Consider the following 17,262-nt stretch of genomic DNA (forward strand, 5'->3'; position numbering starts at 1 on the left):
GACCTGACGCGGCCGGCCCTTCGCGTCAGTCGCGCAGGAAGGCGCGGATGGCGGGCAGGAGCCGATCGTGGGCGTCTTCGAGCAGATAGTGACCGGCGTCGCGGAACAGGTGGACCTCGGCCGCCGGGAAACGTTCCCGCCACCGGCGGAGGATGACCTGGTCGAAGACCAGATCACGCAGGCCCCACCCGATCAGCATCGGCCGGTCGGCGAACTGGCCCAGCGCCTCACCGGTGCGTTCGAGCACCGGCCACGCGGGGTCTCCAGGCCCCAAGGGGATGTCCTGGACGAACCGCCGCACCGCGACCCGCTGCCCGGGAAGCTCACCGGGGGCGAGGAAGGCGGCCCTGACAGGTCCCGGCATGCGCCGGCGTACCCCGAGGGGCGGCAGCGTCGCGAGCCGGTTGAAGACGTTGTGCCGCAGGAACAGCCGGGCGCCGAGGCGGGTCTCGCGCAGGACCCAGAACGGCGCTCGCAGCAGCGGCCGCACCCGGCTGCCCCGGGGGTTGGGAAAGGCGGCGGTGTTGAGGACGACCAGGCGGGCGACCCGCTCGGGATGGCGTCGGGCCCAGGACATGCCGATCGGCCCGCCCCAGTCGTGCATCACCAGGGTCCAGCCGTGGGCCGGAGCCCCCTGGGTGCCGATGAGGTGCTCGGTGAGCGCGTCCAGGTCGTCGACGCGGGAGGCGAGGGTGTAGGCGTACCGGTCCTCGCCGGGCTTGTCCGACAGGCCCATGCCGATGTGGTCGGGCGCGACGCACCGGTGCTCGCCGCGCAGGCAGAGGATCAGCCGCCGCCACATGTAGCTCCAGGACGGGTTGCCGTGCAGCATCAGCACCGGCGCCCCGGCACCCTCGTCGAGGTAGTGCTGGCCGATTCCGTCGCGACGGACGAACCTGCGTGAGGTGAACGGGTATCCGGGCAGGCTCATGCGGACAGGTGCTCCTGGAGCCGCTTCATGCCCTCGATCATGCCGACGCGCGGAACGTAGCCGAGATCGTGGCGGGCCGCCGAGAGGTCGAACCAGTGCGCGGTCGTGGCCTGCCGCACCAGGAGCCGGGTGATCGGCGGCTCGGCCCGCACCCGCGCGACACGGTACGCGCCCTCGACCGCACGCGCCGCCATGTGGGCCGACCAGGCGGGAACCCGCCTGGTGACGGCCGGCATCCCCGCCGCCGCCAGCAACGCGTTGACCCAGCGGTCGTGCGTGATGGGCTCGCCCTGCCCGATGAAGTACGCCCGCCCGCTCACGTCCGAGCCGGGAGCGATCGCGTCGAGGGCCAGCAGGTGGGCCTCGGCGGCGTTGTCGACGTAGACGGCGTCGATACGTTTGCCCGGCGCCCGGGGCAGCGCGAACGTCCCGCGCCGCGCCGCCTTCATGAGCCGCGGCAGGAAGTGCGGATCCCCTGGCCCCCACACGAGATGGGGCCGCAGGGCGACCGTGCCCAGCAGGTCGCTGTTCGCCCCCAGGACCAGCCGCTCCGCGATGGCCTTCGTCCGCGGGTAGTGCGCCAGAAATCTCCTGGCATACGGTACGGACTCATCCACCCCGTCAAGATCACGGCCGTCGAACACGACGCTGGGCGAGGACGTGTGCACCAGTCGGCCGACCCGGGCCCGTAGACACGCCTTCAGCACATTCACCGTCCCGCCCACGTTGACCTCCTCGTAAAGCCGGGCAGGCCCCCAGATCCCGGCGGCGGCGGCGCAGTGAACCACGGCGTCACACCCGCGGACGGCCGCCAGCACCACCTCCCCGTCACGGACATCCCCGGCGATCTGCGCCACGCCATATGCGGCCAGGTCCGGATATCGGCTCCTGTTCAGCGCAAATACCTCGTCCCCACGCGCGACCAACATCCGGCACACGGCCGAACCGACGAACCCGCCGCCCCCGGTCACCAGAACCTTCATCGGCCGAGCCGCCGTTCGGCCCAGCGGGCGAGCAGGGGCCGCCGGATCTTGCTGGCATGCCGTACGTCCATCGGGAACCCCCGATGGAACAGCACCTCATCCACATCCTTGATCTGTCCGGCGATCCTCGCGCGATCGCCCCGGCCCACGCCGGGCTCACACTCCACGCACAACACCGCCCGCCGCCCCACCCCGACCAGCGCGGTACGGCGAACTCCCGGCAGCTCGTCGAAGACCGGCTCCACCTGATCGGTGAAGAGCTCGCCGACCCGTTCGCTCTTCCGCCCCGCGAACCACAACCGCCCCTGTTCGTCCTGCCATCCCAGGTCCCCCATCCGATGCACCTCCCCGATCCGGGCGAGTGCCGTGTCCCCGGGCCGGCCGAGGTACGGATCGCTCACCGCCGGCCCCGCCACGGTGATCTCCCCGACGACGCCCGGTGGAAGCGCCAGCTCATCGGACCACTCGGAAATCGGTTCATCGGAGATCGGGATGATGCGTACCTGATTGCCGGGAAGAGGAACGCCCAGACAGGTGCCGGCGCCCTCCGCGGTGGCCGCCGCCGTCTCTTCGAGCACCTCCGCGTCGGCCACACTCACCAGCAGGGACTCGGTGGCGCCGTAGATCGAGTACAGCTTCGCGTGCGCGGGCAGGCACCGCCGTGCCCGCCGCACCACCCCGTACGGCAGCGGGGCCCCCGCGCTGATCACCACCTCGACGGTGTCAAGCACCCGCTCCCCGCAGTGCCGCACCAGCCGATCCAGCAGCGCGGGAGCGGCGAACACCCCCGAGACGCCGTGCCGCCTGATGGACTCCTCCATCGCGGCCGGATCCATCCGCTCCGGGTGCCGCAGATCCACCCTGGGAATGACCGTCGTACACCCGACGGCCGGCCCCGCCACCGCGAACGGCAGGAACGTCGAGTACATGACCATCCCCGGACGCAACGCCCCGAACTCGCCCAGCAACCTCGCCTGCCCCGCGAGCTGCCGATGCCGCAACGGCACCCCCTTCGGCGCGCCCGTGGACCCGGACGTGAACACGATCAGCGCATCCTCATCGAGCGCGGGCCGCGGCCACCCGGCGCCAGTACCGTCGCGCAACCCGTCGATCGTCTGCCCGAACCACCACCGCCGGGGCCCCACGGTGACGCTCGTCCGCACACTCGCCCGCCCCCAGCCCAGCACCGCCCGCGCCACCTGAGCACTGGGAACACCGACGAACGCCCGCGGAGCCGCCTCATGAAGACACGTGGTCATCGCCCTGACCCCGAGCCCCGGATCGATCAGCACGGGCACCGCCCTCAGCCGCAGCAACGCGAAGACCAGCGGCGCCAACTCGGGCCCCGGCACCATGACGGCCGTCCGAGTCCCCGCCGTCACCCCGCCCCGCTCCAGCGCCATCGCCGTCCTGGCGACCGCGTCGTCCAGGCCGGCGTACGAGAGCGTCCGCGTCGTGCGGCCGTCGTCGAAGTGGTAGGCGGGCGCGCCGGGGCACTCTCGCACCCAGCGCTCGGCCATGGAGGCGACATCGACCAGCCTCGTATCAACCATGCTCACTCCGGGTTGCAGGCCGTCACTTAGGGTAATATTCCGTGGGCCGGAGATGGACGGTCAAACGGACGCGCCGTAGGTCAGCCCAGCGCCGGGTGCTCGGTCGAAACTCGCCTTCAGAAGACAGGCAAGGCTCTCGCATGGTTGGACGACTCCTGGCCGCCGCCCTGATCACCGTCCTGGCGAATCAGGCTCCCGCGTACGCCGTCACGCTGGCGCAGAAACTCACCGCGCTCTCCGTCTTCACCCAGCCCACCACCGCCAGTGCCGCGGCCTGGCGGGACGCCTGGGAGCGGCAGGAGCCGTGGACGGCCTACGCCTTCGACTGGACGACCGACCTGTGCTCCTCCAGCCCCGACCGCCCGCTCGGCTTCGATTTCCGGATGCCCTGCCGCAGGCACGACTTCGGTTACCGCAATTACAAGGCCGTGACCCGGTTCCCGGCGAACAAGGAGCACATCGACAAGGCTTTCCTGTTCGACCTGCGGACGGTGTGCGGTGATTACGCGGGGGCCAGGAAAGTGGCCTGCGACCGGCTCGCCTGGTCCTACTACCAGGCGGTCAGCCATGTGCCCGCCGGTTCCGTGCGAGACGTGAGCGCGGGCTCTTCGGCCCCTGCTGGTTCCCGTGCTGATCATGTAGGGTGAGCCCGGCATATCCTCCTTTGGCCTGGAGTCCGCCGTGTCGTACATGTCTCGCCGCCAGGTTCTCTCCCTGCTCCCCGCCGCCGGCCTGCTCGCCGTGCCCTTCCCCGCGCGCGCCGCGGCGGCCATCGACCACACCCGCCTGCTCACCAACACCATCGCCATCCTCGCCGGCACCCCCGACGTCAACGCCCGCCCCGAGACCGCCGCCAAGCTGGCCTCCATCCTCGGCACCGCCAGGCAGCGGCTGACGGCCATGGACCAGGCGGGCGACGGCGAACTGTTCCCGGGTCTGGTGCTGGGGACCGACGACGTCAACCTGCGCCTGGCCTTCCAATACCTGTACGAGATCGCGCTCGCCACCCGTGCGCCCGGCAGCGCACTCGTCGATGACGCCGCCGTTCAGCGGCGGGTGACGGACGGGCTGCTGTGGTTGCACGAGCGCTATTTCGGCGACCAGTCGAAGGGCTATTACGGGAACTGGCATAACTGGGAAATCGGCATTCCCACTCATGTGAGCAGAATCCTGGCCCTGCTGGCCGGACAATTACCGCAGGGACTGGCGGCGACGTACATCGCCTCCATGGACGCCTACCTCCGCAGCGGCAAGAACGGGGACGTCGACCTCGACTCGCGCTTCCACACCGGGGCGAACCTGGCCGACATCACCGCCAACCGCATCCTGCAGGGCGCGCTCACCGCCGACGACGCCCGCGTCACCAAGGCCATCTCCGACCAGTCCACCGTCTTCGCCACCATCGACCCCTACGATCTCCAGCACGGCAACACCGACGGCTACTACCCCGACGGCTCCTTCATCCAGCACCACTCGGTCGCCTACACCGGCTCGTACGGGCGCGCGCTGCTGACCCGCGTCGTCCAGACCCTCAAGATGCTCGAAGGCGTGACGAGCGACGGCGACCTGGCCCCCGTGGTCTACCGCTGGGTCGCCGACGGCTTCGCCCCGCTGATCTTCGAGGGCTGGATGATGGAGATCGTCAAGGGGCGCGCGGTCTCGCGCACCGCCACCGGCTACACCGACGTCGGGGTGATCGTGGAGGCCATCGCCGACCTGGCCGATCACGTGGGGGACGCCGACGCTCTGGCGTTGAAGAAGTACCTCAGGTTCCTGCCGGCGGCCGACACGACCGCGTTCGTCTCGCCGGTCAGCATCGCCCGTTACGCCGCCATCCGTGCGGACTCCGCCATCCCGGCCGCCGACCTGAACCCGGCCGAGCGGTGCGTCGCGTTCAACGCCATGGACCGCACCGTGCACCGGCGTCCCGGCTACGCCTTCGCGCTGGCGCGGAGCTCCGATCGGATCAGCAAATACGAGTACATGAGCGGCGAGAACCTCATGCCGTGGTTCCAGGGGGATGGTGCCTACTATCTCTACCTGGCAGGGGAGGACCAGCGCGAGGTCTTCGGGGTCGACTACTACACGGCTGTGTCGCCGTACCGGCTGGCCGGGGTGACCGCGCCGGTGGAGGAGCGGCGGACGGTGCCGGAGTTGTACGGGCGGCTCTGGTACGAGAACCCGGGCCATCCGCTCAACTTCACCTCCTCCTCGGAGTCCCAGAACACCTACGTGTACTTTCCGCGCGCCGAGAACACCTTCTCCGGCGGCGCGACGCTCGGGACGTACGGGGTGAGCGGCATGGTGCAGTCCGACGATGCCGCCTATATCGCCAAACAGTCCGGCACCCTCCCCGACGACTTCGTCGCCTACCAGAACGCCCGGGTCACCAAGTCCTGGTTCATGCTCGACGACGAGATCGTGGTGCTGGCCGCGAACCTCTCCGGCCAGGCCGGCCGCGCCGCGACCACCACCGTGGACAGCCGCATCGCCGCCCCGGGTGACGCGGTCGCCCTCACGGGCGAGCGCTGGAACGGCGGCGCCTGGCGGCCGGGCGACACGACCACCACACCGCCGCGCTGGCTCCGCTACGCGAACGGCACCCGCCGCACCGCGATCGGGTACGCCTTCCTCACCAGGCAACCCGTGACGGCCGGGCTGGAAACGGTCACCCGCAGCCGCAGAGCCGTACGCACCACCAACCCCGACACCCCCATGACCAAGAACGTCTTCACCGCCGCCATCTCCCACCCCGCCGCCGACGGCGTCCAAGCCCTGGCCTACGCCCTGGTCCCGAACGCCACCGAAGCCCGCCTCCGCGGCTACACGAACGGCCCGCTGACCGTCCTGGCCAACACCCGGCACATCCAGGCCGTCAAGCACAGAACCCTCGGCCTCGTGGCCGCCAACGTCTTCACCGACGGCCCCCACCACGCCGAGCGCCTGCTCATCGACGGCCCCGCCTCGGTCATCGTGCGGTCCGGCGGCAACCGTACGACCGTCGCCCTGTCCGACCCCACGATGACCCGCGACCGCGTCACCGTGGTCCTGCACGGCGCGCCACTCCGGCTCGTCACCGCCGACGAGGGGGTCACGGTACGACGCGTGCCAGGCGGCACCCTCATCCAGGCCACGACCCACCACGCTTACGGCCGCACCTTCACCGTCACCCTCCGCTGACCCTCGCAGGATTCCTCAAAAAAGTGCTCAGTTGATGAGCACTTTCAAGGACGAGGATGGTCGCATCACCCATCCCCGCGAGAGGAACCGGAAATGTTGCGAGGACTCACCACCGTCGTCTTCTACTCTCCCGACTTCGAGGCGGCCAAGCGCTGGTACACCGACCTGTTCGGCATCCCGCCCTACATGGACACCCCGGCGTACATGGAGTGGCGCGTCGGCGACTACCAGCACGAGTTCGGCATCATCCACAGCTCCTACGCCGGCACCGACCTGGCCATGACCCCCGACCCCGCCACCGTCGGAACTCCGGCGGGTGCCATGGTCCACTGGCACGTGGACGACGTCCCCGCGACCCTGGACCGCCTGGTGGCCATGGGCGCCAAGCGACACGACCCACTCCACGACCGAGGCGCCGGCTTCATCACCGCCTCCGTCATCGACCCCTGGGGCAACATCCTGGGCCTGATGTACAACCCGCACTATCTGGAGATTCTCACCTCACTGAAGGCGTGAAAAAGCCGATGAGATCAGGTGGGGCCCGATACTACGATGAGGGCCGTGATACCGATACCGCGTGAGATATCGCGCTGATGGCCGTGAGCATGCACGATGTGGCCCGCGCCGCCGGTGTTTCTCAGCGTACGGTCTCCAACGTTGTCAACAACTATGAATACGTCCGCCCGGAGACGCGGCAGCGCGTGCTCGATGCCATGGCCGAGCTCGGTTATGTGCCTAATGCCGCCGCCCGGCGGCTCCGGTCCTCCAATACCGGGCTCATCGCGCTTGTCCTGCCCGACTTCAGGGCGCGCCTTTTCGCCGAGATCACGGGGCCGGTGGTGCGGGAGGCGGAAGCGCTCGGCTACACGGTGCTGATCGAGCTGACGGAGTCGGACCGTGAGCGGGAGCTGAAGGTTCTGACGGGGGGCCGGAACCAGCTCACCGACGGGGCGATCATGATGGCCATGTCGTTGCGGCCGGAGGACGGGCAGCGGCGGCGGGCGGACTATCCGATCGTGCTGGTGGGGGACCAGGTGCTGGAGGGGGAGGTTCACCACGTCGGCATGGCCAACCGGGAGGCCTCCCTGGCGGTGGCGCGGCATCTGGTGGACACCGGCAGGCGGCGGCTGATGGTGCTCGGTTATGACCCCATCGGAGGGGCGACGGCGCGGATGCGGTTGCGGGGGTTCTTCGAGGGGATGGCCGAGGCGGGGCTGACGACGCACCAGGAGCTGATGATCAGGGCCGGATGGACGCGTGCGGCCGGGCAGCAGGTGATCGAGGAGCACCTGGACGCCGGGCGGATGATGCCGGACGCCATTTTCGCGATGAACGACTCTCTCGCCCTCGGCGCGCTCCGGGCATTGCGGTCCCGAGGGGTGCGGGTGCCGGAGGAGGTCGCGGTGGTGGGATTCGATGACGTCGAGGAGATTCGTTATTCGACGCCGTCGCTGACCTCTGTCTCCCCGAATGTGGACGCGCTGGCGAGTAATGCGGTCGCGATGTTGCACGAGCAGATCAGCGGTAAATGCAGTGGGCACGCCTCGCACATCACGGTGGACTTCGAGCTCAAGGTGCGCGAATCAAGTCAGGGGGTGGGACCGTGACCCTGCCGCCCGTTTCGAAAGCCTCGATGATTCGATACGCGATCCGCAGCGCCCTTCGCCCGGCCTCCGCGTGCACGGGGGGCCTGGCCCCGTTTCTCAACGCGGGGATGAGCGCGTCGAGGTGGGCGTCGAAGGTTTCGTGGAACGAGCGTCCACGGTCGTTGAAGTAACCGGCTTCCCAGACCGTGCGTTCCTCCGAGCCTGCCGTGGAGAACTCGTATCGTCTGGTGGTGTCGTCGATGAGCAGGCGTCCCGCGTCCCCGTTGATCTCGACGTGGTGGGTGCGGGGATAGGCGTAGGAGGAGTCGTACGAGCCGACGAGGCTCCCGACGGCGCCGCACGCGAAATGGGCGGCCACGACCAGCGTGGAACCGGCCCTGGTCATTTCGGCGCTGACCGCGTCGATCGGGCCCAGCAGATACTCCAGCAGGTCGATGCCGTGGCACTGGGTTTCGATGAGGTTGGCGTAGGGGTGGTGGGCCGAGCTGCCTTCGCCGCCGAAGCGCCAGGTCGCGAACGACAGGGCGCCCAGCCGGTCGAGGTCGCGCTTGGCGCGTACGACGGGGGCGGCGTAGCGGTGGTTGAAGTTGATGGCGAAGAAGAGGTCGCGTGCGTTCGCCTCGTCCAGCAGGCTGTCGGCCTCCCCGAGGTCGAAGACCAGCGGTTTCTCCACCAACAGGGGGATGCCGTGGCGGATGAGGTCCAGGGTGGGGGCGTAGTGGCCGGTGTTGGGGAGGCAGACGCTGATCAGGTCGGGCGTGGTCTCGGCGATCATGCGTGGGATGTCGTCGTACGCCTGGGTGGACCAGCGGGCCGCGCGGCCCCGCGCCCGGGACAGGTCGCGGGAGAAGATCCCCACGACCTGGGAGTCGGAGCGGCTGGAGAAGGCACGGGCGTGCTGGTCGCCCCATTGTCCTGCGCCGACAATGGCCACGCGGGTGGGTGCGTCGCGCATTTCATCTCCCGTGCCGAGGATGCTTACTGGGTAACGACCACTTTGCCGGAGTTGCCGGACAAGAACGTCTCGAAGGCCAGGGCCGTCTCGCTCACGTCGAAGGTGTGCGTCACGATCTGGCCGAGGTAGCCGGCGTTCGAGCGGAGGAGCTCCAGGTTCGCGGGGAAGTCCGCGTACGGGAAGTATTCGCTGCCCAGCACCGCGCGGCCGGAGGCGATGAGGTCGGGGGAGACGTCAAGACGCAGCCCCTCCCCGTGGCCGACGCAGACGAGCACGCCCCTCTTGGAGAGCCTGTCCAGGGCGGATCGGCGGGCGGTGGTGCGGCCCGAGGCGTCCACCGCGGCGTCCACCTCCGGTATGTCCCCGGTGGCGCCGGCGTGGACGGGGATGCCGCCGAGGGATTCGGCGAAGGACAGGCGCCAGTCGGAGACGTCGGTGATGTAGATCGGCACACCCAGGGTCAGGCGGGCGACGGCCAGGACGCCGATGCCGACCGGGCCCGCGCCGGTGATCAGGAGGGAGTCGATGTCGGGGCGGACGGTCAGGGCTCTGCCCAGGGCGGCGCCGCTGGTGCCCATGACGTCCAGCAGCATCGTGGCCAGGGGGAACGGGAGATCGTCGTCGATGGGGAAGAACATACGTTCGTCGACGATCTCCCGGGGGCCGAGGCCGCCGTCGCGGTTGAAGCCCATGTCGCCGGACTTGTTCAGGCAGAGGTTGGTCGCGCCCGCCAGGCAGCTACGGCATCGCCCGCAGTAGGCCATGAGGTAGACGACACCGCGGGCGCCCACCGGCGTGCTGGTGCCCGGGCCGGCGGCGATGACCGTGCCCGCGGCCTCGTGGCCCGCGACGACGGGGGCGCCGTCGCGGAAGAGGCCGGCGTCGCTGCCGCACAACGCGTTGGCGCGCGGCTGGATGAGCAACTGACCCGGGCCCGGTGCGGGATAGGTGTGGGTACGGTGCTCCACGCGGCCCCCGCCGACGAGGAAGGGAACCGTGGTCACTGGCCGCCGAGCCCGGTGGTGGCGATGCCCTTGATGATCTGCCGCTGGAAGAACAGGAAGACGATGATCAGCGGCAGCGCGGCCAGCATCGCGCTGGCCATGTTCTGCGCGAAGACCACGCCGAACCCGGAGATGACCGTCTGCAGCCCGACGGGCAGGGTCATGAGAGCGGGATCGTTGGTGACGATGTAGGGCCACAGGAAGTTGTTCCACGCCCCCACGAACGTGAAGATCGCCACGGCCGCGATGATCGGCCGCGACAGGGGCAACACGATCCGCAGGAAGATGCGGAACGACGAAGCCCCGTCCACCCGCGCGGCGTCCTCCAGCTCCCGGGGGATGCTGTCGAAGAAGCGCTTGAGGATGAACACCATCACCGGCGCCACCACCTGCGGAAGGATGAGCCCCCAGTAGGTGTCCACCATGTTGAAGGCGAGCATCTCGTCGAAGAGCGGCACGATGAAGATCGTCCCAGGGATCATGATCGCCGCGACGGTGAGCCCCAGGAGCACCTTGCGGCCGGCGAAGTCCAGCCGCGAGAACGCGTACCCGGCCAGCGTGGAGATCACCAGCGTGATGATCGTGACCCCGGCCGCCACGACGAAGCTGTTCACCATCCAGGCGGGGATGTCGCCGGTCCGGAAGATCTTCGCGTAGATCTCCCAGGTGTATCCGCCCGCGGGAAGGAGCGACACGGGAGACGCGCCGGCGTCCGCCTCGGACTTGAGCGAGGTGTTCAACGCCCACAGGAACGGCGCCAGCATCAGAAGACTGAACAGGGCGAGGACCACGAAGGCTACGACGCGCCCGGCATTGACGTTCTTCATACCTGGTCAGACCTCCGGGCGAACCGCAACTGCAGCAGCGACAGAACGAGGATGATCGCGAAGAAGACGTACGAGATCGCCGAGGCGTATCCGAGCCGGTAGCCCGTGAAGCCGGTGTCGTAGACGTACATCAGGATGGAACGGGTGGAGTTGTCCGGGCCGCCGCCCGTCATCTGGAAGATCTGGTCGAACACCTTGAGCGAGGCCAGGATCTGCAGGACGAGAATGAGCACGGTGGTGTTGCGCAGCAGCGGGATCGTGACCGAGAAGAGCTGACGCCATTTGCCGGCCCCGTCGATGGAGGCGGCCTCGTAGACCGTGGCGGGGATGTTCTGCAGGGCCGCCAGATAGAGCAGGAAGTTGAACCCGAGCGTCCACCACGTGGTGGTGATCGCGATGGAGAACATGGCGACGTTCGGGTCCTGCAACCATTTCTCGCCCTCCGACCCGAAGAGGCCGAGGATGCTGTTGATCAGTCCGAGTTCCGGGTTGTAGAGCCATTTCCAGAACAGGCTGACCACGGTCGAGGCGAGCAGATACGGCAGGAAGAACGACATCCGCCAGACCCACTGCCCCGGCAGCCCCATGTTGACCAGCAACGCCGCCGCCAGCGACAACACGACCAGCGGGATCGTGGTGAGCAGGGTGAACAGCACCGTGTTGCCGAACGTCGTCCACACCATGGGGTCGGTGAGGGCCTCGGCGTAGTTGGCGAAGCCGACCATCTTCGGTTCGGCGCCGGCCGCCAGGTCACGGTCGGTGAAGCTCATCCAGATCCCGCTGACCGTGGGCCACACGAGGAAGAACGCGAACGCCACGAAGAACGGCGCCACGTACAGGAGCCCGATCCGGCCCCTGCGGGCCCGCGGCAGGCTGGTGGGCGCGTCGGTCACGGCGCCCTTCGTCAGCGTGGCCGACGTCATCGCTTCACCGCCTTGGACATGAGGACATTGACGCGTTCTTCGAAGTTGGCCACGGCGTCCTTGACCGAGGTCTGGCCGATCAGCACGTTCTGGACCACGTCGCCGAACTGGGTCATGAAGTTGGAGCCGGAGCCGGTGAACGAGGACGGCGGGTCGTAGTGCAGGTACGTCGCCGTGACCGCGTAGTCGCTGTTCGGCCGCAGCGCCTTGAACTCCGGGGTGTTGACGACGGGCTGGTAGGCGGGCGTGTGCCCCGCCCTGCCCCACGGCAACGAGTTCTTGAGGATCTTCGAGACCGCCTCGTACGCCAGCTCGCGCTTCGCCTCGTCCGGGTTCGACTGGTGCGGCAGGACGAAGGTGTGCGAATCACCCCAGGTCGCGTCGATGCCCGTGCCGAACAGGTTCGGGATCGGCATGGCGCCCAGGGGCATCTTCGCGTCCTGGTACTGAGGCAGCTCCCAGACACCCGAGAAGACCAGCCCGACGTCGCCGTTCATGAACGCCGAGGTCGCCGTGGCGTAGTCGGTGGCGTTGGAGGCGACCTCGCCGTCCACCAGGCTGCGCATCGTCTCGACCGACTCGGCGAACGCCTCGGCGTCATAGACGAACTTGTCGCCCAGCAGGTCGAACGTGGCCCCGTGCTGGCTGTAATAGGTCCAGAACAGGCGCCAGAGCTGGGCGCCGTCGGCGAGGAAGCCGTAGGCGAAGCCGTTCTGCTTGCCGGTGGCCTTCTTGAACTCCCGGCCGAGGGCCTTCATCTCCTCCAGCGACTTGACCAGCGGAAGCTTGCCGCTGGAGTCGAGCAGCCCGGCCTTGCCGGCGAGTTCGGTGTTGTAGAAGTTCACGAAGACGTGCGAGTCGAGGGCCAGGGCGTAGACCTTGCCGTTGACGATCGAGCTCTTCCACGCCGGGGCCGTGAACGTCGACTCCCCGATGCCGTAGCGGGCGAGCCGGTTGAGGTCCCAGGGATCGAGCAGGCCGCCGGGCGCGTACCCGGCCAGGCGGGACATGTGCACGATACCGAGATCGGGGGAGCGGCCACCGGCCGCGGACATGGCGAGTTTGGTGTAGTACGGGGCTCCCCAGGATAGAACGACCTGTTTGATGCTGGCGTTGGGCATTTCCGCGTCGGCTTTGGTGACGATCTGGTCCATGCGTTCGCCGTCGCCGCCGCTGAGGAGATGCCAGAAGGTGATCTCCTGCGAACTTCGCCCGGCCGGCCCAGTGCCGCAGCCGGCCAGCAGGGCAGAGAGTCCCGCGGCTTGCAGCACCCTGCGCCGAGACAGCGGGGAGTTAGGCCACTTGCTCATACGTGGTTCCTTGCAGAGGACCGGCCGGCCCTCACAACAGGGGGGTGGCCGGATGTTGACTCCGGTTGGAGGGAGTGTGGCACACTCTGCTACGTAGCAAAAGGTCTTGACTATGGGAATTCCGAAGGGTGTCAGATGTCGATTTCCCCTGCCCACGAGGTACCCCGGCCGGAATATCCCCGCCCGCAGATGGTCCGTCAGGACTGGCTGAACCTCAACGGCCCGTGGCAGTTCGAGATCGACGCCGGGGACTCCGGCCTGGATCGCGGCCTGCGGGAACGCGAGCTTTCTCAGACGATCACCGTGCCCTTCGCGCCGGAGTCGGAGCTGTCCGGCCTCGGGCACACCGACTTCATGGAGGCGGTCTGGTATCGCCGTACCGTGACGATTCCGGCCGCGTGGGCCGGTCGCCGTACGCTGCTGCACTTCGGCGCCGTCGACCATGACGCCACGGTGTGGGTGAACGGCGTCGAGGTGGCCCGCCACCGCGGTGGTTTCTCCCCTTTCACGGCTGATCTGTCCGAAGAGGTGCGCCCCGGCGAGGACGCCACGATCGTGGTCCGCGCCCGCGACCCCCGGCAGGGCTCCCAGGCGCGGGGCAAGCAGTCCACCAGGTACGGAAACTACGAGTGCCTCTACACCCGTACGACCGGGATCTGGCAGACGGTGTGGCTGGAGCCCGTCCCCGACGTGCATCTGAGCCGCCCGCGCATCACCCCCGACGTGGCCAACTCCTCCTTCACCGTCGTCACCCCGCTGTCCGGCAACCGCCCGGGCACCTCGGTCCGCGTGACCGTCTCCGACCGGGAGGGCGTCGTCGCCACCGCGACCGCCCGCGCCGACGTGGACCTCGCCCCCTCCCTGCGCCTGGAGCTGGACCGGGTCCACCTGTGGGAGCCAGGCGAGGGTTACCTCTACGACGTCAGGGTCCAGCTGCTCGACGCCGGGGGCGCCGTCACGGACACCGTGGACAGTTACGCCGGGCTGCGCTCGATCGCGATCGACGGCAAGCGTGTGCTCATCAACGGCCGCCCCGTCTTCCAGCGCCTAGTCCTGGACCAGGGCTACTACCCCGACGGCCTCATGACCGCCCCCACCGACGCCGCCCTGCTGCGGGACATCGAGCTGTCGGTGGCGGCCGGCTTCAACGGGGCCCGCCTGCACCAGAAGGTGTTCGAGGAGCGCTTCCTCTACCACGCCGACCGGCTGGGCTACCTGGTGTGGGGCGAGTTCGGCGACTGGGGCGCCTCCACCGGGCATGAGCAGCAGCCGACCGCCTCCTTCATCACCCAGTGGCTGGAGGTCCTGGAACGGGACGTCTCACATCCGTCGATCATCGGCTGGTGCCCGCTCAACGAGACCTCCGAGGCCATCCACGACCGAGTCGCCCAGCTCGACGACGTCACCCGCGGCATGTACCTGGCCACGAAACTCGCCGACCCCACCCGCCCGGTCGTCGACGCCTCCGGCTACAGCCACCGGGTGCCGGAGACCGACATCTACGACTCGCACAACTACGAGCAGGAGCCGACGGCCTTCGCCGGGCAGCTCAGCGGGCTGAGCAAGAACGAGCCCTTCGTCAACACCACCTCCGGCGATCGGCCCATCTCCGTTCCCTACCGCGGGCAGCCGTACTTCGTCAGCGAGTACGGCGGCATCTGGTGGAACCCCGAGCTCGCCGGGACCGAGCAGGACGCGACCCGGGTGGGTTCCTGGGGGTACGGGCAGCGGGTGCGGACCGAGGAGGAGTTCCACGTCCGCTTCGCCGGGCTGACGGAGGCGTTGCTGGAGAACGCGGACATGTTCGGCTACTGCTACACGCAGCTCACCGACGTGTTCCAGGAGGAGAACGGCATCTACCGCTTCGATCGGTCGAGCAAGCTCGACGTCGAACGCATCCGCCAGGTCCAGTCCCAGCCGGCCGCCACCGAACGATCTTCGTAGGGGCGGGCCGACCACGCGCCACCGCGCCACGTTGCGAGACTGGACGAGCGACGGCCCGCACGGTCGCCGTGCGGGCCGTGGTGACGTTTCAGCAGGTGAGGTTGCCGCCGGGGGTGACCCCGAGGATCTGGGTGAAGCTCTGGTAGGCGTTGACCCGGCTCTGCACCTGGCCGGGGTTGCCCCCGTTGCATTCCAGGCTGCCGTTGATGCTGCGGATGGTCTCGCCGAAGCCGCGGCTGTTGACCATGGCGTTGTGGGCCGTCATGGTGCCGGGGCCGTTCTGGGTCATCCAGTACCAGAGGCCGGTTTTCCACGCCACGGCCGCGTCCTGCTGCACCAGCCACGGGTTCGTCAGCAGCGGCAGGCCCAGCGCGTCGCCGGCGGCCTTGTAGTTGAAGTTCCAGCTCAGCTGGATCGGGCCGCGGCCGTAGTAGGCGGCCTGGCCGGCCGGGCAGCCGTAGGGCTGGCCGGCGTCGCAGTAGTGCGGGTAGTTGGCGGTGTTCTGCTCGACGATGTGGACGAGCCCGCCCGTCTCGTGGCCGACGTTGGCCAGGAAGGCGGCCGCCTCCTGCTTCTTGATCGTGTCACTGCCCGTCTTGGCGAACGCGGGGAAGGCGCCCATGGCCGAGACCAGGCCGCTGTAGGTGTAGAAGGAGTTCCGGCTCGGGAACATCTGGTTGAACTGGGCCTGGCTGACCACGAAGCCCGACGGGTCCGGCGGGTCGGTGGGGCCGCCGGTGCAGGTGTACGGGTCCCAGAACCAGTTGCTGATCACCGGGTCGTAGCCGGGGTTCTCGTGGACGGCGATGTAGTGGTTGCCGTCGGTGTAGCGGACGATGCTGCCCACCGCGTACCACTGCCCGGCGACCCAGTTCGGATAGGAGCAGGCCGTGCCGCCGCCGCCGCTGCCGCCGGTGCAGGTGCCCTGGTCGGCCCAGACGTCGGCGCCGCCGGGGGTCTCGTTCTGGGTCCACCACTTGGCGGACCAGTTGTGCCCGTTGTGCGACGCGACCGCCCCGCCGGTGTAGACGGCCGACGCGCTCCACGCGGTCGCGCAGGTGGCGGCGTTCGCCGCGCTCGGCAGGAGCACCGCGAGCACCCCCGTGGCCAGTAACAACGCGGTGAGCGGGGCCAGGATTCTACGCACGTGACCACTCCTCGGAAACGATAAAGAAAGTTTCCTAAGGATTAACGGATGGACTGCCAGTGCGCAAGGCCCAAAGTCAGACTCCGAACGTCCTGTGCAGCTCGGAGACCGAGACCATCTCGTCGACGAACCCGAACCGCCCCGCGCGCATCTCCCGCGCGCCGTTCAGGAACGACCCCAGCGCGAGCCGGGAGAGCGCCCCGCCGATGCTCACCCGCCGCACCCCGATCTCCGCGAGTTGCTCCAGCGTGATCGTGGGATCGGCGAAGCCCATGACGACGTTGACCGGCCTGCCGACGGAGGAGACGACGGCGCGCATCTGGTCGAGGGTGCGCAGACCCGGCGCGTACAGCACGTCAGCCCCCGCCTCCTCATAAGCCTGCAGACGCCGGATGCTCTCGTCGAGGTCGCCCACGCCCCACAGGAGGTTCTCGGCCCTGGCGGTCAGGACGAGCGGGACGGGCAGTCCGCGCGCGACCTCGACGGCGGCCCGCACGCGTTCGACGGCGAGACCGAAGTCGTAGATCGGGCTCTCGCGGTCGCCCGTGGCGTCCTCGATGGAGGCGCCGACCGCGCCGTGGGCGCAGGCGTCCTCGATCATCTTGGCGGCCTCGGCGGGGGAGTCGGCGAAGCAGTTCTCGAGGTCGGCGTTGACGGGCAGGGAGGTGGCCTCGCTGATGAGGCGGCAGTTGTCGAGAATGTCCTGCCGGTCGGCCCGGGTGCGGCCGAGCACGTTGGCCACGCCGAGGCTGGTCGTGGCCAGGGCCTCGAAGCCGAGGCCGGCCAGGAGCCTGGCCGTGCCCGCGTCCCACGGGTTGGGCAGCAGGAAGGGCTCCGGTCGTTCGTGGAGGGCGCGGAAGTGCGTTGCCTTGGTCAGTTGATCGGTCACCTGGCTCAC

At 68.9% G+C, this 17,262-nt stretch carries 15 protein-coding genes; 5 read left to right on the top strand and 10 right to left on the bottom strand.

Going from position 1 to position 17,262, the window contains the following annotated elements:
- Window positions 1-25: 25 nt before the first annotated feature.
- From ACFPZ3_RS14290 to ACFPZ3_RS14300, 3 genes are read right to left on the bottom strand one after another with little or no spacing between them, the layout of a single operon-like run.
- A complete protein-coding gene (locus ACFPZ3_RS14290) occupies window positions 26-931 on the bottom strand; it encodes an alpha/beta fold hydrolase (RefSeq protein ID WP_379514545.1) in 906 nt (301 codons plus the stop codon).
- Entirely contained in the window at window positions 928-1,914 is a 987-nt protein-coding gene (locus ACFPZ3_RS14295; protein WP_379514546.1) for an NAD-dependent epimerase/dehydratase family protein, read from the bottom strand. Before ACFPZ3_RS14295 ends, ACFPZ3_RS14290 begins: the two co-directional genes overlap by 4 nt.
- Window positions 1,911-3,467 (bottom strand): AMP-binding protein, encoded by a 1,557-nt coding sequence (locus ACFPZ3_RS14300; RefSeq protein WP_379514547.1) that lies wholly within the window; start codon window positions 3,465-3,467, stop codon window positions 1,911-1,913. Before ACFPZ3_RS14300 ends, ACFPZ3_RS14295 begins: the two co-directional genes overlap by 4 nt.
- A gap of 140 nt (window positions 3,468-3,607) precedes the next feature.
- Between ACFPZ3_RS14300 and ACFPZ3_RS14305 the strand changes: the two genes are divergently transcribed.
- The 4 genes from ACFPZ3_RS14305 (at window position 3,608) to ACFPZ3_RS14320 (ending at window position 8,254) form a co-directional block, all read left to right on the top strand.
- Entirely contained in the window at window positions 3,608-4,114 is a 507-nt protein-coding gene (locus ACFPZ3_RS14305) for a phospholipase (RefSeq protein ID WP_379514548.1), read from the top strand.
- Between the two features lie 43 nt (window positions 4,115-4,157).
- Entirely contained in the window at window positions 4,158-6,647 is a 2,490-nt protein-coding gene (locus ACFPZ3_RS14310) for a polysaccharide lyase family 8 super-sandwich domain-containing protein (protein ID WP_379514599.1), read from the top strand.
- A 93-nt stretch (window positions 6,648-6,740) separates the two neighbouring features.
- Window positions 6,741-7,163: a VOC family protein gene (locus tag ACFPZ3_RS14315; RefSeq protein WP_379514549.1), complete on the top strand. Its 423-nt coding sequence runs from the start codon at window positions 6,741-6,743 to the stop codon at window positions 7,161-7,163.
- Window positions 7,164-7,252: 89 nt separating this feature from the next.
- Window positions 7,253-8,254, top strand: coding sequence for a LacI family DNA-binding transcriptional regulator (locus tag ACFPZ3_RS14320; RefSeq protein ID WP_379514600.1), 1,002 nt, complete (start codon window positions 7,253-7,255; stop codon window positions 8,252-8,254).
- Here the strand turns inward: ACFPZ3_RS14320 and ACFPZ3_RS14325 are convergent.
- The 5 genes from ACFPZ3_RS14325 to ACFPZ3_RS14345 are packed head-to-tail and all read right to left on the bottom strand — an operon-like array spanning window position 8,217 to window position 13,273.
- A complete protein-coding gene (locus ACFPZ3_RS14325) occupies window positions 8,217-9,209 on the bottom strand; it encodes a Gfo/Idh/MocA family protein (RefSeq protein WP_379514550.1) in 993 nt (330 codons plus the stop codon). The genes ACFPZ3_RS14320 and ACFPZ3_RS14325 overlap by 38 nt on opposite strands.
- 23 nt (window positions 9,210-9,232) lie before the next feature.
- Window positions 9,233-10,213, bottom strand: coding sequence for an alcohol dehydrogenase catalytic domain-containing protein (locus ACFPZ3_RS14330; RefSeq protein WP_379514551.1), 981 nt, complete (start codon window positions 10,211-10,213; stop codon window positions 9,233-9,235).
- Window positions 10,210-11,040 (bottom strand): carbohydrate ABC transporter permease, encoded by an 831-nt coding sequence (locus tag ACFPZ3_RS14335; protein WP_379514552.1) that lies wholly within the window; start codon window positions 11,038-11,040, stop codon window positions 10,210-10,212. The genes ACFPZ3_RS14330 and ACFPZ3_RS14335 overlap by 4 nt, the downstream gene beginning before the upstream one ends.
- Window positions 11,037-11,963: a carbohydrate ABC transporter permease gene (locus ACFPZ3_RS14340; RefSeq protein ID WP_379514553.1), complete on the bottom strand. Its 927-nt coding sequence runs from the start codon at window positions 11,961-11,963 to the stop codon at window positions 11,037-11,039. Before ACFPZ3_RS14340 ends, ACFPZ3_RS14335 begins: the two co-directional genes overlap by 4 nt.
- Window positions 11,960-13,273: an extracellular solute-binding protein gene (locus ACFPZ3_RS14345; protein WP_379514554.1), complete on the bottom strand. Its 1,314-nt coding sequence runs from the start codon at window positions 13,271-13,273 to the stop codon at window positions 11,960-11,962. Before ACFPZ3_RS14345 ends, ACFPZ3_RS14340 begins: the two co-directional genes overlap by 4 nt.
- 135 nt (window positions 13,274-13,408) lie before the next feature.
- On the opposite strand from ACFPZ3_RS14345, the gene ACFPZ3_RS14350 reads away from it, so the two are divergent.
- A complete protein-coding gene (locus tag ACFPZ3_RS14350; protein WP_379514555.1) occupies window positions 13,409-15,217 on the top strand; it encodes a glycoside hydrolase family 2 protein in 1,809 nt (602 codons plus the stop codon).
- Between the two features lie 88 nt (window positions 15,218-15,305).
- Here the strand turns inward: ACFPZ3_RS14350 and ACFPZ3_RS14355 are convergent, their stop codons facing one another.
- Both ACFPZ3_RS14355 and ACFPZ3_RS14360 read right to left on the bottom strand, forming a co-directional pair.
- Window positions 15,306-16,364, bottom strand: a complete 1,059-nt coding sequence (locus ACFPZ3_RS14355; RefSeq protein WP_379514556.1) for a glycoside hydrolase family 19 protein — start codon at window positions 16,362-16,364, stop codon at window positions 15,306-15,308.
- Window positions 16,365-16,440: 76 nt separating this feature from the next.
- Window positions 16,441-17,253 (bottom strand): isocitrate lyase/PEP mutase family protein, encoded by an 813-nt coding sequence (locus ACFPZ3_RS14360; RefSeq protein WP_379514557.1) that lies wholly within the window; start codon window positions 17,251-17,253, stop codon window positions 16,441-16,443.
- Window positions 17,254-17,262: the final 9 nt, after the last annotated feature.

The sequence above is a fragment of the Nonomuraea insulae genome (assembly GCF_042656245.1).

Coding starts and splice junctions, on each gene's coding strand:
- ACFPZ3_RS14290 (WP_379514545.1), bottom strand. CDS start 931: ATGAGCCTGCCCGGATACCCGTTCACCTCACGCAGGTTCGTCCGTCGC.
- ACFPZ3_RS14295 (WP_379514546.1), bottom strand. CDS start 1,914: ATGAAGGTTCTGGTGACCGGGGGCGGCGGGTTCGTCGGTTCGGCCGTG.
- ACFPZ3_RS14300 (WP_379514547.1), bottom strand. CDS start 3,467: ATGGTTGATACGAGGCTGGTCGATGTCGCCTCCATGGCCGAGCGCTGG.
- ACFPZ3_RS14305 (WP_379514548.1), top strand. CDS start 3,608: ATGGTTGGACGACTCCTGGCCGCCGCCCTGATCACCGTCCTGGCGAAT.
- ACFPZ3_RS14310 (WP_379514599.1), top strand. CDS start 4,158: ATGTCTCGCCGCCAGGTTCTCTCCCTGCTCCCCGCCGCCGGCCTGCTC.
- ACFPZ3_RS14315 (WP_379514549.1), top strand. CDS start 6,741: ATGTTGCGAGGACTCACCACCGTCGTCTTCTACTCTCCCGACTTCGAG.
- ACFPZ3_RS14320 (WP_379514600.1), top strand. CDS start 7,253: ATGCACGATGTGGCCCGCGCCGCCGGTGTTTCTCAGCGTACGGTCTCC.
- ACFPZ3_RS14325 (WP_379514550.1), bottom strand. CDS start 9,209: ATGCGCGACGCACCCACCCGCGTGGCCATTGTCGGCGCAGGACAATGG.
- ACFPZ3_RS14335 (WP_379514552.1), bottom strand. CDS start 11,040: ATGAAGAACGTCAATGCCGGGCGCGTCGTAGCCTTCGTGGTCCTCGCC.
- ACFPZ3_RS14340 (WP_379514553.1), bottom strand. CDS start 11,963: ATGACGTCGGCCACGCTGACGAAGGGCGCCGTGACCGACGCGCCCACC.
- ACFPZ3_RS14345 (WP_379514554.1), bottom strand. CDS start 13,273: ATGAGCAAGTGGCCTAACTCCCCGCTGTCTCGGCGCAGGGTGCTGCAA.
- ACFPZ3_RS14350 (WP_379514555.1), top strand. CDS start 13,409: ATGTCGATTTCCCCTGCCCACGAGGTACCCCGGCCGGAATATCCCCGC.